We start from the raw sequence: 13,659 nt of genomic DNA, 5'->3' as shown, positions 1-13,659 counted from the left end.
ACCTCGAGGAGCGCGTCCACGACAGCCGTCTCGCCGGTGGACTGCATTAACGACTGTCCTGACGACTCTCCTGACGACTGACGATGCGCCTCCTGCTCAGCCTGCGATGCCACGATAACCTCCCCCAAGATCACCATCAGACTAGCACTAGACCGCACCAAAATCTATATCAGGACCAGGTTTTCTTCGAGAAAATAGAAGCTAGCTTCGAACGGAAGATCTGCCCCGGAATACCCCAGGTGAGCAGAGGAAATCCACCCGCACTTCGCCACGGGCCCCGCCCGAGCGAGCACGAGCCGCGCCGCTGCCGAGCGAGGAGGAGCACAGCAGCGTCCTACGCTGACGTGATGACCTACCTCCCCCGAGTGGTCGAGCACTCAGCCCTCACACCGGCCGAGCTCACGGCCCTGCGTGCACTCTTCGATCGCGAGTACCGCTCAGTGCACGGCGAGTGGGATCCCGAGCAGCCCTACGGCTACGCCCCGGCCTCCACGCACGCGATCGTCTTCGACGCAGCAGGTTCGGCCGTGGCGCACGTCGGGTTCCAGCGACGCGAGATCACGGTCGGCCGCGCCCAGGTCGTCGTGGCCGGCACGGGTGGCGTGCTCGTCGATGACGGGCTCCGAGGCCAAGGCCTTGGCGAGCTCGCGATGTCGCTCGCTTGAGGTGCGATGCGAGCCACCCACGACCTCGAGTACGGCTATCTGGGATGCCGGGAAGACGTCGTGCCCTTCTACGAGCGGACCGGGTGGCATCGCATCCGCGTCGTCGAGCGAAGCACTCCGCGCTCGCTCCCACCCGAGACGATGATGCCACCCGAGACAGTGATGCGAGCGGAGACGAGCGTCGAGGCAGTCGTCGAAGCGGGGTCTCCGGTGCTCATCTCGCCGATCCGGCAGAGCGTCGATTCCTGGCCTCCGGGTGTCGTCGACCTCCGGGGCAGACCCTGGTAGCGCGGGGCGCGTAGCCGGCAACGACCAGCGGCAGCAAGCAACAGGTAGCCGCGTCGGGCAGCCAGCAACGCGCGACGGACAGTCGGCAGCGAGTAGGAGGCAGCGACCGGCGGCGCTAGAGAGCTGGGGTCGGCCCCTCGCCGGCTCCCCCTGACTCGGGCCGGCCTGCGGCGTACCGCGCCTCGAGCTCGCGGAGGCGCTTGAGTCGCGCCCACGGGACGAATCCGATCCACATGACGGATGCCACTGCCGCTCCCATGATCATCGACGAGATATCCATGCGGCCCACGGTACGAGATCCGCCCCAGCCGGCGCATCGGCTGCACGACGGAGATCGCGGACGCCGACCGCCGGGCCGTGCCCGCGCGTCTGCCCGTCCCGCGGCCCCTGCCCTTGTCCCCTACCCGTGCGCTGTGCCTGTGCCCCTGCCCCTACCCCTACTCCCCGCTCCAGCGCCGGTCGCTGCGGTCGAGCAGCACGTAGATCGTGCGGATGAAGGCGACCAGGGCACCGATCGCGCAGATGCCGCTCACGACGAGGGACACCCAGAAGATCATCGTGAGCGCCTCCTGCTGCTGGGTGCCGACCGCGAGCTGGGCGGACGCCAGCGATGACACGACTCCGCTGAGCGCGCCGACGAGCACGAACACCATCCACCACATGAACGAGGTCGTGGACGCCCCGTCGGCCGCCGACCGGAACGAGCCCCTGGAGTGCGAAGTCATGCGTCCAGTCTGTCGATCTCGGCCCGCCGGGGAATCCCCGGAGACCCGAGGCAGACCTGGGGCACCCCGCAGTCGCCGTCCGGCTCAGGCGTGCAAAGATGACCGCATGTCGCGCACCCCGACCGAGCTTCTGAGCCCCGCAGACCAGGAGCGCCGGCGCAGCCTGCGAGTCATGAAGGCGGTGGCATTGGGGGCCCTCCTCTTCATGGCGGTGGTGTTCGTGGTCGCGTTCGCGCTGCAACGAGATGTGCCGGCGTTCGCGTACGTCCGCGCCGCCGCGGAGGGCGGCATGGTGGGCGCGCTCGCCGACTGGTTCGCCGTGACGGCGCTCTTCCGGCACCCGCTGGGCATCCCGATCCCGCACACGGCGATCATCCCGAAGCGGAAGGACGAGATCGGCCGCACGCTCGGCGAGTTCGTGGAGACCGAGTTCCTGCGCGGCGACGTGGTGCGGACGAAGCTGCAGGCCACCTCGATCGCGGCCCGCCTCGGCGAATGGATCGAGCAGCCGGAGCACGCCGAGCGAATCGCCTCCGAGGCCTCCATCATGGCGACGGGCGTGCTCGAGGCGCTCAGCGACGACGACGTCCAGGGCCTCATCGAGGACCTGGCTCGCGAGCACCTCGTCGAACCGCAGTGGGCTCCCCCGTTGGGCGAGTGGATGTCGCGCGTCGTCGCGACCGGCGCGCATCGGGGCGCCGTGGACCTGGCGGCCGACAGCGCCGCCGCGTGGCTCGCCGCCAACCAGAGCGCCTTCGATGGCCTCGTGTCGAGGCGTCTCCCCTCGTGGGTTCCGTCGGTCGCGACCAAGCTCGTCGACAACACCGCGTACAACGAGGCGGTCAAGTTCGTCGCGGCGGTGCGAGCGGACGACGCGCATCCCGCCAGGGCCGCCATCGACGGCTACCTGGCTCGCCTCTCGGACCAGCTGCAGCACGACCCGGAGCTCATCGCCCGCTTCGAGGGCGCCAAGGGCAACATCTTCGACAGCCCCCGCATGCGCGAGCTCGCCGCGGAGGCCTGGAACGCCGCGAAGACGGGCCTCCTGCGCTCGCTCGCCGACCCGGAGAGCGCGCTCCGCACCCGCGCCACGGCGGCGCTCGTCGACATCGGTCAGCGACTGACGACGGATGCGCAGCTCCAGCAGCGGGTGAACACGTGGGTCATCGACGCGGCGGTGTTCCTCGTCGACCGGTATCGGCACGAGATCTCGTCGATCATCTCGGACACCGTCGCCAGCTGGGACGCCGATGAGACGAGCGAGAAGATCGAGCTCATGGTGGGCCGCGACCTGCAGTACATCCGCCTGAACGGCACGATCGTGGGCGCCCTCGCGGGCGTGACGATCTTCACGGTCGCCCACGCCTTCCTCGGCTGAGGTCCCGCGGCCAGCATCCTTCACTGTCTCGACGGCGCTCAGCCGTAGAGCTCCCGGTAGCGTCTCTGGGCGGCGGGGTGCAGCGCGATGGGGAGGGTGTCGATGAGGTTCGACGCGGTCAGGTACTGCACGCCGAGCGACCCTTCCGGCACGAGCTGCGCGGCGTCTCGGATGAGGACGTCGACGAGCGCCCTCGCCACCTGGTCCGGGAGGTCGGGCCTGGCGAGCAGGTAGTTGGAGACCCCGATCGCGGGAACCGCTTCGGCGCTCCCGTAGGTGCTGGCAGGAACCGCCGTGAGCGTGTAGACGCCGGGATGCTCGAGCTCGAGGGCCGGGAGCGCATCGGTGAGGTCGACGAGCTCCACCGCGGTGTTGAGGTCCTGCACGGCGGGGAGCGGCAGTCCGCCCGACCAGAAGATCGCGTCGACGGTGCCGGCCTCGAGGGCGGAGACGGCCTCGTCGAGGTACAGCTCGGAGATGACGCTCGCGCCCGCGCCCTCGAGGAGGCCCAGCGTGCCGAGGAGCCGCCTGGCGGTGAGCGCCGCACCGGATTGGGGCGCCCCGACCGAGACGCGCCGCCCGGCGAGATCGCCGATGGCGCTGACGGGCCCGTCTGAGCGCACGAAGCACTGCAGGTAGTTCTGGTAGACGCGCCCGATCGCGACCTTGTTCTGCGCGTCGGTCGCCGCCGCGTCGGCGAGCACGATGGCGAGCTCGGCGTCGCGGGCCTGCAGCATGGCCAGGTTCTCGACGCTGCCACCCGTCGTGACCACGTCGAGCCCCGTCGTGCCGTCGCGGCGGAGCGCCTCGCGGAGCAGCTCGCCGAACTGCACGTAGGTGCCGCCCTGCTCGCCGCAGGCCATGCGGATGCGCGGGGACGGCTGCCCGAGAGAGCATCCGGCGAGCGCGAAGGTCGCGGCGGCGGCCGAGGCCGCACCGGCGCCGAACAGCAGGCCGCGCCTCGTGAGGATCACCACGTCCGCACCAAGCTGATGCGGGCGCGGAGCCCTCCTTCTGGGGCGCGGTCGTAGTCGACGGTGGCGCGGTTGGCGCGTGCCAGCTCCCCGACGATCGCGAGGCCGAGCCCGGTCCCCGGCAGGGATCGGTGGCTCGGCGAGCGCCAGAACCGCGTGCCGAGCTGGGCGAGCTCGTCCTCGTCGACGCCTGGTCCGTCATCGCTGATCTCGAGCACCGCGCGTGGGCCGTCGATCTCGAACGCTGCGAACGCCTCGAACGCCTCAGGCGGTTGGCTGCGGCCGTCGAGCGGGCCGTCAGGCTCTCCTTCGCCGGGCACCGCCGCGGACCACCCGGAGCTGGGCGCCGCGGCGAACCGGATCGTGACGCTCGCCCCCTCGCCCGCGTACTTCCGCGCGTTGTCGAGCATGGTCTCGACGATCTCCTCCAGGTCGCTCTTGCGGCACGCGACCCTGATCTCCTCGTCGCCGTCGAACCGCAGACGCATGCCCTCCTCGCGGAAGCGCTCCTCGTGGGGCGCCGTGAGCATGGCCGCCGAGGTGAGGTGCTCTCGCGCGGCGCCGTCGGCGAAGCCCGTGCGCCTGCCGCTCGCCTCTGCCGTGGCGCGGTGCTCGGCGTCGGCGAGCACCAGCATCCGGTCGACGACGTGCTCGAGACGGTCGAGGTCGCCGCCGACGGCCTCAAGCGCCGCCTCCTCCGCCTCGTCGCGCGGGAGGGCGTCGATGCGCAGGCGGATCGCGGCGAGCGGGTTGCGCAGCTGATGCGACGCCTCGGCGACGAACCCCCGCTGCTGCTCGAGCGCGTCCTCGACTCCCCTCGACATGCGCGCGAACGAGGAGGAGAGGCGCCTGAGCTCGAGGGGCCCCGTCGCGGCCGCGAGGTCGGGCTCCCGCTGCTCGGCGAGGGCGTTCGCGGCCGCGTCCAGGGCACGAACGGGACGCAGCACCCAGCTGGTCCAGAACTGCGACGCGGCGAAGAGCAGCAGCAGGAGCAGCAGGCCCGCGAGCGCGACGAGCGCCCACCAGCCGGTGATCTGCGCTTTCGCCTCCGTCTGGTTCACCTCGAGGACGACCGCCCCGGATGCGGCGCTCGCGCCGTTCGCGAACGGCTCGGCCACGAGGTGGGTGTCGTCGCTCCACGGGTAGATCGTCGAGATGGATCGCTGCGGCACCGTGCGCGACGCGGCGAGCACGAGCGACGCGACCTGCGGGTCCAGCTCGAGGCCGCCGACGGAGGACACGACCTGGCCCTCGCTGTCGACGACCATCGCCGCTTCGCCGTACGTCTCGGCGAAGCGCTCGAGGTAGCGCTCGAGCCCGGACGCGTCGTCGGCGGCCACCGCCGTCTCCGCGCGCTGCACGATCTGGTCCATCGAGGTGGCGCGCTGCAGGGTGAGCTGCTGGGTGCGGTTCACGGCGATGCCCTCGCTGGCCGGGACGATGATGGCGATGACCGTGAGCAGTCCGAAGAGCATGAGGGGCAGCAGCACCTGCAGCTTCATCGCGCCGGCTTCGTCTCGAGCCGGTAGCCGAAGCCGCGGATCGTGGTGATGGCGACGGCGGGCAGCTTCTGGCGGAGCTGCGCGAGGTGCACGTCGAAGGAGCGCGAGGTGGCGGCGTAGGCGTCGCCCCACACCTGGTCGAGGAGCTCCTGCCTGCTCACGGCCCTGCCGAGCCGTTTCGCGAGAATCGCGAGCAGCTCGAACTCGGTCGGCGTGAGCGAGACCTCGGCACCGCCGACGATGACTCGCCGCGAGAGCAGCTCGATCCTCGCGTCGCCGAGCTGCACCACCTCGGGCTCCGCGGCGGGCGCGCGACGACGGGCGACGGCGTCGATGCGGGCGAGCAGCTCGTGCATGCGAACGGGCTTCACGAGGTAGTCGTCGGCGCCGAGGCCGAGCGCTCGAACCGTCGAGCGTTCGTCGCCGCGGGCCGTGACGACGATGACGGGAACCTGGCTCACCTGGCGGAGCCGCCTGAGCACCTCCAGGCCGTCCATGTCCTCGAGTCCCAGGTCGAGGAGCACGAGCTCGGCGTCTCGGTGCTGGAGCAGCACGTCGCTGCCGCGGGCGACCTGCACGCAGGCGTGATCGGCGCGGCCGAGCACGGCCGCGAGGGCGGCGGAGACGGACGCGTCATCCTCGGCGACGAGCACACGCATACCCCCAATGGTAGGCGCGGGCAGAGATGCGAGGTCCACGTAAAGGGAATGTAAGGATCCGCTCGCGCCCCTTGCCCGGTGCAGAGAGTTGTCCAGTACACCCACACCGAGGTGGGGCCAGGGCTCCGCCTGCTGGCAGATGAAGATCGACGACGATGGAGAAGTCAATGACGACGACACAAGTGCCGGGCAGCCTGCGCCGCTCGGTTTCCAACACCCTGAAGGGCTCGGCAGGCAACCTCGTCGAGTGGTACGACGTCTACGTCTACTCGGTCTTCGCCTCGTACTTCGAGTTCCAGTTCTTCGACTCCGAGGACAAGAACTCGCAGATCTACATCTGGGCGATCTTCGCCGTCACGTTCCTCATGCGCCCCATCGGGGCCTGGTTCTTCGGCCGCTTCGCGGACCGCCACGGGCGTCGCCTCGCGCTCACCGTGTCGGTGTCGATCATGGCCGGATGCTCGTTTGTCATCGCCCTCACCCCCTCCGCTGCCGTCATCGGCGCCGGAGCAGCCATCATCCTCATCGTCTGCCGCCTCGTGCAGGGCTTCGCGACGGGCGGCGAGTACGGCACGAGCGCGACCTACATGTCGGAGGCGGCCATCCGCGGCCGCCGCGGCTTCCTCTCGTCGTTCCACTACGTGACCCTCGTCGGCGGCCACGTGCTCGCGCAGGCGACGCTCCTCATCATGGTGCTGGCCATGCCGACCGAGGCGATCTCAGAGTGGGGCTGGCGCATCGCGTTCGCGATCGGCGGCGTCGCCGCGATCGTCGTCTTCTACCTGCGACGCACCATGGACGAGTCGCTCAGCGAGTCTGCGCTCGAGTCGGTGAAGGACGGCAAGTCGCGCTCCTCCGGCTCGATGAAGGAGCTCATCCTGCACCAGTGGCGCCCGCTGCTGCTCTGCTTCCTCATCACGATGGGCGGCACCGTCGCCTTCTACACGTACTCGGTCACGGGCCCCGGCATCGTGAAGAAGGCGTTCGCGGGCGACGACGTCGTGTCCGGCACGATCCTGAACCTCATCGCGCTCACCGTGCTCATGCTGCTGCAGCCCATCGGCGGCTGGCTGTCCGACATCGTGGGCCGCAAGACGCTACTCGTGTTCTTCGGCGCAGGCGGCGTGCTCTACACGTGGTTCCTGCTCACCTACCTGCCGCAGCAGACCAACGAGTTCGCGGCGTTCGGCATCCTCGTGGGCGGCTTCGTGATCCTCACCGGCTACACGTCGATCAACGCCGTCGTGAAGGCCGAGCTGTTCCCGACGCACATCCGCGCCCTCGGCGTCGGTTTCGGCTACGCCATGGCGAACTCCATCTTCGGCGGCACGGCGCCGCTCCTCTACACGGCCGCCGGCGAAGCGCAGCAGGTGCCGCTGTTCATCGTCTACGTCACCATCGCGATCGCCGCGTCGCTCGTCGTCTACGTCTTCTTCCTCCACAACAAGGGCGCGAACTGGCTCGACGACGAGAAGGCGATGCGGGCGAGGGACACGGATCGGGACGAGAAGCGCGAGGCGCGTCAGACCGCCGGCGCACGCTGACCCGCGCTGACTCCGCTGCCCCCGCAGTCCGCCGCTGACCGCCGCTGAGGCGGAACGCATCCCCACGGCGAATGCAGGCTCGTTTCCGAACGAGCCTGCATTCCTCGTCTGGCTGCGCGACGCCGGAGAACTGGCCGCGCCGCGGCGGAGGTGGGACGGAGGCGGAGCGGAGCGGAGCGGAGCGGGGCGTGCCCGGGCGGGCAGCCCCCGAACCGCGTCCCGGCAGCTGCGGGGACGGCAGGGCCCACGCGCAGGCTTCCACCGTCACGCACCCGTACATTGACGGCATGACTTCCCGGATGCTCCCCCTTCGTTTCGGATCCCAGACAGTGCTCATCACGGGCGCGAGCTCTGGGCTCGGGGCGGAGTTCGCCCGCCAGCTCGCCTCTCGCGGCAGCGACCTGGTGCTCGTGGCCCGGCGCGAATCGAAGCTGGAGAGCCTCGCCGCCGAGCTGCGCGACCGGTTCGGCGTGACGGTGACGACGATCGCCGCCGACCTCGGTGAGCCGGGCGCCGCGGCCGCACTCGGGACCGAGCTCGAGGGCCGCGGAGTGAGCGTGACGAGCCTCATCAACAACGCGGGGTTCGGCACGAGCGGCGGCTTCCACGAGGAGGACCCCGAGCGGGTGCGCGCCGAGATCGCGCTCAACGTCGCGGCGCTCGTCGACCTCACGCACACCTTCATCGCGCAGCTGCGCGCGGGCGACGGCTTCCTCGTCAACGTCGCGAGCGTCGCCGGCTACCAGCCCACGCCGGGCTTCGCCGTCTACGGCGCGACCAAGGCGTTCGTCCGCAGCTTCACCGAGGCGCTGTGGGCCGAGTCGGCAGGCACCGGGCTGCGCGTTCTCGCGCTCTCCCCCGGCCCCACCGCAACCGAGTTCTTCGAGGTCGCCGGCGAGGACATCGGCTCCGGCCTGCCGAAGATGACGGCCCGCAAGGTCGTCGGCCTGACGCTCCGCGAACTCAAGAAGCCGAACCCTGGACCCTCCGTCGTCCCCGGCCCGATCAACACGTCCCTGACGATCGCCTCGAAACTCGTCCCGCGGAAGCTGCTGCTGCGCGCCATGAGCCGGGCCTCGCGCTCACGCTGACGACACGCGCCACGCTCGGCTTAGCGCAGCAGCGCACCGATCCCGGCGAAGTGCTGGCTGTACCTGTCGACGAGCTTCCGCGCCACCCCGACCGAGTCGACGAGCGGATGCGCCGCGAAGCCGCGCCAGGCGAGCTCGCGGGAGCCGCGCGTCGCGGCCTCGATGACCAGCCGCTCGGCGGACTTCACCTGCACCATCAACCCGAGCATCTCGCCCTCGACGGGCGCGACCGGCCACGGATGCACGCCATCGGCGTCGACGACGCAGCCGACCTCGACAACCGCGTCGTCGGGGAGCGCGGGCACGAGGGAGCCGTTGCGCACGTTCAGGATCATGGTGGCTGGCCGCCCGGAGGAGAGGGCCGCCATGAGGTCGAGCGCGACGCTCTCGTAGCCGCCGCCCGCGACATCCTCGACCTCGCGCTCCTCCCCCTCCTCGCGGCTCTCGGCCATGTAGCTCGCCTCGCGCTCGTGGCGGGTACGCATCCACGACTCGAAGGGGTCGGCGCCCGGGTTCGCGAAGAACTCGCCCTGCTGCGCGTCGAGGTACTCGCCCCTGGTCGCGTCCGCGGCGCGGATGCTGGCGTTGGCCTCACGCGTGAACGAGTAGTAGTACAGGTACTCGTTGGGCAGGGCGCCGAGCGCCCGCACCCAGTCGAAGCCGAGGAGGCGCGCCTCCTCGATGCGCTGCAGGGACGTGTCGGACGCGAGCAGCTCCGGCAGGCGCTCGACGCCGTCGACCCGCAGCGAGCGCAGCCAGCCGAGGTGGTTCAAGCCGACGTAGTCGAAGGCGACCACCGAGGGCTCTCCCCGACCCTCGGGGCCGGCGGAGACGCGGGCCCCCGCAACCGCCGCCGCTCGGCGCATGAGCCCGATCGGGGTGTCGCAGATGCCGACGACACGGTCGCCGAGCACGCCCCGCATCGCCTCGGTGACGATTCCGGCGGGGTTCGTGAAGTTGATCACCCAGGCATCGGGAGCGACCCGCTTGATGGTCTCGGCGAGCGAGACCATGATCGGGATCGTGCGCAGCGCATACGCGAGCCCGCCAGGCCCGACCGTCTCCTGGCCGAGCACCCCCAGCTCGAGGGCGATGCGCTCATCCGCGACCCTGCCGGCCGTGCCGCCCACGCGGACGGCGCTGAACACGAAGTCCGTCCCGCGCAGCGCCTCCTCGAGGTCGGTCGTGACGCTGATGCGCGGCGCGAAGCGCTTCTCGCTCGCGATGCGCTCGACGATGACGCGGATGATCGCCAGCCGCTCCGGCGAGACGTCGTAGAGGCTCAGCTCGTCGATGCGCACGGGCGCCTCGTCGGAGGCCACCGCCTCGAACACCTGGGGGACGCGGAACCCTCCGCCTCCGATGATCGTGAGCTTCACGAGAACATCACCTCGACTTTCGCTGTCCGCAGCACGGCGAGCGTCGCCGGGTCCGCATGGTCTTCCGTGACGATCGCGGAGATGGCGGATGCGCCGCACACGCTCAGCAGACCGACTCCAGGGAACTTCGTGGCATCCGCCAGCACGACCGTGCGCTGCGAGGAGGCGATCATCGCGAGCTTCACGGGCACCTCGGTGCCGGTCGTATCGGAGATCGTGCCGTCTGCTCTGATGCCGCTCGTGCCGAGGAAGCACACGGTCGCGCGGATCTGCGCGAGCGCCTGCTCGGTCAGCACCCCGACCATCGAGCTGTAGTTCTTCCGCACGACCCCGCCGAGCACGATGAGCTCGACGGCGTCGTCGTCGCGGAGCGCGTCCACCACGGCGAGGCTCGAGGTGATGACGGTGATACGTCGCCCACGCAGCTGCCTGGCGAGCAGCGCCGTCGTGGTGCCGATGTCGATGAGGACGACGTCGCCGTCCCGGACGAGCGTGGCTGCCCGCGCCGCGATGGCGGTCTTCTGCGCGCTCTGGTGGGTCGCGACCTCGGCGAACGGCACCCGGTCGGGCTCGACGCCGCCACCACCGCGGACGCGGCGCAGCAGCCCCTCGGCGCTGAGGGCGTTGAGGTCCCGCCGGACCGTCGACGGCGACACCCCGAACTCGACGGCGAGCTCCTCGACCGTGACCTGACCGTCCGCGCGCAGCGACTGCAGGATGCGAGCCTGACGCGTCGTGGTGAGCATGCGAGGCATCGTAGCAGTCACCAACGAGCACGTCGCAAGCACGAACGAGCGGGACTTGACGCACGAACGATCACCGCGCAGGATGTGTGAGCAACACCGCTGTTGCTACCGAGAGGAGCCGCGATGGCTTCGGCCCATCACGACACACCCCCGACCGACTCGGTCGATGGTGCGCGATTCGATGTGGTCCTCGCGGGCTCCGTCTTCTTCGACATCGTCTTCACCGATCTCCACGGCTCGCCGAGCGCGGGCACGGAGGTGTGGGCAGAGGGCATGGGGTCGACGCCGGGCGGCATCGCCAACCTCGCCGTCGCGGCCAGCCGCCTCGGGCTCACCACCTCGCTCGCCTCCGTCTTCGGCGACGACGTCTACGGGCGCTGGTGCTGGGAGCTGCTGGAGGAGCACGAGGGCATCGACCTCAGCCGTTCGCGGCGCTTCGAGAACTGGCACACCGCGGTCACGGTCTCCGTGGCGCAGGACGGCGACCGCAGCATGATCACGCACGGGCACCCGAGCCCCATCTCGAGCGACGCGCTCCTCAGCGACGGCGTCTCGAGCCGCACCGCGCTCGCCGAGCTCGGCACCATGACGAGCCTCGAGCAGGAGCCGTGGTGGCTGCGCGCGGCGGCCGACGGCACCCGGATCTTCGCCGACGTGGGCTGGGACGACACGGGCGTGTGGGACCGAGCCGTGCTCGAGCCCCTGTCGTCCTGCTACGCCTTCATGCCGAACGAGCGGGAGGCCGTCGAGTACACGCGCACCAGCTCACCCCTCGCCGCGGCCCGCGCCCTCGCCGAGCACGTGCCCATCGTCGTCGTGACCTGCGGCAAGGACGGCGCGATCGGCATCGACTCCGCGACGGGTGAAGAGGTCCGGGTTCCCGCCGTGCCCGTCCGCGCGCTCGACGCGACCGGCGCCGGGGACGTGTTCGGCGCATCCTTCGTGCTCGGCTCGCTGCGCGACTGGCCGCTCGAGCAACGCCTCCAGTTCTCGGCGCTCTGCTCGGCCCTCGCCGTGCAGCAGTTCGGCGGATCGCTCGCGGCCCCCGGCTGGGGCGACATCGCCGACTGGTGGGATGCGACGCGCGCCTCGGGAGACACCGAGCTCACCGAGCGGTACGGCTTCCTGCAGGACGTGCTGCCGTCGGAGCGCCCAGGCGCGGTCCGCCGCGCGGAGGCCACGTTCCGCCTCGTCGACCACTTCCCCGGAGTCTGACCGGCGCGCCAGAGCCGACCCAGCCGGGCTGTCGGCACCGCATCCGCGACAATTGACCGCTGGTCCCCCATCGCACGCAACGCACCCTCAGCGAAAGAAGGAAGCCGAACATGAACGAGAAGCATCGGAGAACCGCGGCGGTCGCCGGCGGGTTGGCACTCGCGCTCGCCCTCGCGGGATGCGCGCCCGGCACGGGCCAGCAGGCTGCCCCCGATGCCTCCACGGCGGAGATCAGCACCGACATCTCGCAGGTCGGCGACGTCACGCTGACCGTCTGGGACCAGGAGGTGCGCGGCGGGCAGAACGAGCAGATCGAGCAGCTGAACGCGGCGTTCGAGGAGAAGTACCCGAACGTCACCATCGAGCGGAACTCGCAGGCCTTCGACGACCTCGCGACGACGCTGCGCCTCGCCCTGACCGACGAGAACGCGCCGGACGTCGTGCAGGCCAACAACGGCCGCAACACGATGGGGGCGTTCGTCGAGGCCGGGCAGCTGCGCGCGCTCGACGACTACGCGGAGGCTTACGGCTGGTTCGACCGCTACCAGGAGTCGATCCTGCAGTACTCGACGTACAGCGAGGACGCGAAGGTCTTTGGGGACGGCAACCTCTACGGCCTGCCGCAGGTCGGCGAGGTCGTCGGCATCTTCTACTCGAAGGCGAAGCTCGCGTCGCTCGGCGTCGAGGTGCCGGGAACATGGCCCGAGTTCGAGGCCACGCTCGCGACGGCGAAGACTGCAGGCGAGACGCCCATGCAGCTCGGCAACATCGAGCAGTGGCCGGCGGGCCACGTGTTCGGCCCGCTCCAGGGCGAGTACGTGGATGCGGAGACCATCACGAACCTCGGGCTCGGCAACCCCGGCGCGAGCTGGACCACTCCGGAGAACGTGGAGGCGGCGACCGCGCTCAAGGGCTGGGTCGACGACGGCTACTTCAACACGGGCGTGAACGGCACCGACTACGACGCGGCCTGGCAGGCGCTCGCCGAGGGCAACGGCGTATTCCTCATCGGCGGCTCGTGGCTCGCGGCCGATCTCGAGGCGAGCATGGGCGACGACCTCGGCTTCTTCGTCCCGAAGACGAGCGAGGGGGCGCTCGCGACGACCGGAGGCACCGGACTCCCGTTCGCGATGACCTCCGCCGCAGACAACACGGACGTCGCGGCCGCCTACATCGACTTCCTGACGAGCGACGAGGCCATGCAGGTCCTGGCAGACACCGGCAACCTGCCCGTCAACAACTCGGCTGAGCTCGCACCGGAGTCCGGCGTCTTCGCCGACATCTACGGGGCCTTCGGCGAGGTCACCGAGTCGGGCAGCGTGCTCCCCTACCTGGACTACGCGACGCCGACCTTCGGCGACACCATCGGCCAGTCCCTGCAGGGGCTCATCGACGGGCAGCTCACCCCGGAGCAGTTCACCGAGACCCTCGAGACCGACTACGCCGACTTCATCGCGGCGAATGAGTAGCCTGCGCCCGGTGGCGCCCGCGCA

The 13,659-nt window shown here is 70.5% G+C and carries 14 protein-coding genes; 7 read left to right on the top strand and 7 right to left on the bottom strand.

Annotated features, from left to right (window positions below; translation table 11 throughout):
* The first annotated feature begins 347 nt into the window (after window positions 1-347).
* The gene (locus C5E06_RS19195; RefSeq protein ID WP_104306183.1) at window positions 348-665 is read left to right on the top strand and encodes a hypothetical protein; all 318 of its coding nucleotides are present in this window, start codon (window positions 348-350) and stop codon (window positions 663-665) included.
* A gap of 6 nt (window positions 666-671) precedes the next feature.
* Window positions 672-953, top strand: a complete 282-nt coding sequence (locus C5E06_RS04970) for a hypothetical protein (protein WP_104306182.1) — start codon at window positions 672-674, stop codon at window positions 951-953.
* A 115-nt stretch (window positions 954-1,068) separates the two neighbouring features.
* Here the strand turns inward: C5E06_RS04970 and C5E06_RS19190 are convergent, their stop codons facing one another.
* Together C5E06_RS19190 and C5E06_RS04965 are read right to left on the bottom strand one after the other, a co-directional pair.
* Window positions 1,069-1,233 carry a hypothetical protein gene (locus C5E06_RS19190; protein WP_181057766.1) on the bottom strand — a complete coding sequence of 55 codons (165 nt, stop codon included), beginning with the start codon at window positions 1,231-1,233 and terminating at the stop codon, window positions 1,069-1,071.
* Window positions 1,234-1,390: 157 nt separating this feature from the next.
* On the bottom strand, window positions 1,391-1,678 hold the full coding sequence (locus C5E06_RS04965; RefSeq protein ID WP_104240589.1) for a hypothetical protein: 288 nt from the start codon (window positions 1,676-1,678) through the stop codon (window positions 1,391-1,393).
* A gap of 106 nt (window positions 1,679-1,784) precedes the next feature.
* On the opposite strand from C5E06_RS04965, the gene C5E06_RS04960 reads away from it, so the two are divergent.
* A complete protein-coding gene (locus C5E06_RS04960; RefSeq protein ID WP_104240588.1) occupies window positions 1,785-3,056 on the top strand; it encodes a DUF445 domain-containing protein in 1,272 nt (423 codons plus the stop codon).
* Between the two features lie 38 nt (window positions 3,057-3,094).
* Here the strand turns inward: C5E06_RS04960 and C5E06_RS04955 are convergent, their stop codons facing one another.
* From C5E06_RS04955 to C5E06_RS04945, 3 genes are read right to left on the bottom strand one after another with little or no spacing between them, the layout of a single operon-like run.
* Window positions 3,095-4,033, bottom strand: a complete 939-nt coding sequence (locus tag C5E06_RS04955; protein ID WP_104306181.1) for a TAXI family TRAP transporter solute-binding subunit — start codon at window positions 4,031-4,033, stop codon at window positions 3,095-3,097.
* The gene (locus C5E06_RS04950; protein ID WP_104306180.1) at window positions 4,027-5,532 is read right to left on the bottom strand and encodes a HAMP domain-containing sensor histidine kinase; all 1,506 of its coding nucleotides are present in this window, start codon (window positions 5,530-5,532) and stop codon (window positions 4,027-4,029) included. Before C5E06_RS04950 ends, C5E06_RS04955 begins: the two co-directional genes overlap by 7 nt.
* Window positions 5,529-6,191, bottom strand: coding sequence for a response regulator transcription factor (locus C5E06_RS04945; protein WP_104306179.1), 663 nt, complete (start codon window positions 6,189-6,191; stop codon window positions 5,529-5,531). The genes C5E06_RS04950 and C5E06_RS04945 overlap by 4 nt, the downstream gene beginning before the upstream one ends.
* A gap of 167 nt (window positions 6,192-6,358) precedes the next feature.
* Between C5E06_RS04945 and C5E06_RS04940 the strand changes: the two genes are divergently transcribed.
* Together C5E06_RS04940 and C5E06_RS04935 are read left to right on the top strand one after the other, a co-directional pair.
* Entirely contained in the window at window positions 6,359-7,735 is a 1,377-nt protein-coding gene (locus C5E06_RS04940) for an MFS transporter (RefSeq protein ID WP_236558539.1), read from the top strand.
* A gap of 287 nt (window positions 7,736-8,022) precedes the next feature.
* Window positions 8,023-8,826: an SDR family oxidoreductase gene (locus C5E06_RS04935; RefSeq protein ID WP_258067502.1), complete on the top strand. Its 804-nt coding sequence runs from the start codon at window positions 8,023-8,025 to the stop codon at window positions 8,824-8,826.
* Window positions 8,827-8,846: 20 nt separating this feature from the next.
* Here C5E06_RS04935 and C5E06_RS04930 read toward each other — a convergent pair whose 3' ends face one another.
* Both C5E06_RS04930 and C5E06_RS04925 read right to left on the bottom strand, forming a co-directional pair.
* Entirely contained in the window at window positions 8,847-10,205 is a 1,359-nt protein-coding gene (locus C5E06_RS04930) for a 6-phospho-beta-glucosidase (RefSeq protein WP_104240582.1), read from the bottom strand.
* The gene (locus C5E06_RS04925; protein ID WP_104240581.1) at window positions 10,202-10,951 is read right to left on the bottom strand and encodes a DeoR/GlpR family DNA-binding transcription regulator; all 750 of its coding nucleotides are present in this window, start codon (window positions 10,949-10,951) and stop codon (window positions 10,202-10,204) included. The genes C5E06_RS04930 and C5E06_RS04925 overlap by 4 nt, the downstream gene beginning before the upstream one ends.
* A gap of 123 nt (window positions 10,952-11,074) precedes the next feature.
* Here C5E06_RS04925 and C5E06_RS04920 point away from each other — a divergent pair, with 123 nt between their 5' ends.
* Both C5E06_RS04920 and C5E06_RS04915 read left to right on the top strand, forming a co-directional pair.
* Window positions 11,075-12,166, top strand: coding sequence for a PfkB family carbohydrate kinase (locus C5E06_RS04920; protein WP_104240580.1), 1,092 nt, complete (start codon window positions 11,075-11,077; stop codon window positions 12,164-12,166).
* Between the two features lie 110 nt (window positions 12,167-12,276).
* On the top strand, window positions 12,277-13,635 hold the full coding sequence (locus C5E06_RS04915; protein ID WP_104306177.1) for an ABC transporter substrate-binding protein: 1,359 nt from the start codon (window positions 12,277-12,279) through the stop codon (window positions 13,633-13,635).
* Window positions 13,636-13,659 lie beyond the last annotated feature (24 nt).

Source organism: Pseudoclavibacter sp. RFBI5 (assembly GCF_002931395.1).
GTDB lineage: Bacteria > Actinomycetota > Actinomycetes > Actinomycetales > Microbacteriaceae > Pseudoclavibacter.
The sequence above is the reverse complement of the archived record's forward strand: the minus strand, read 5'-3'. Positions and strand labels throughout refer to the sequence as shown.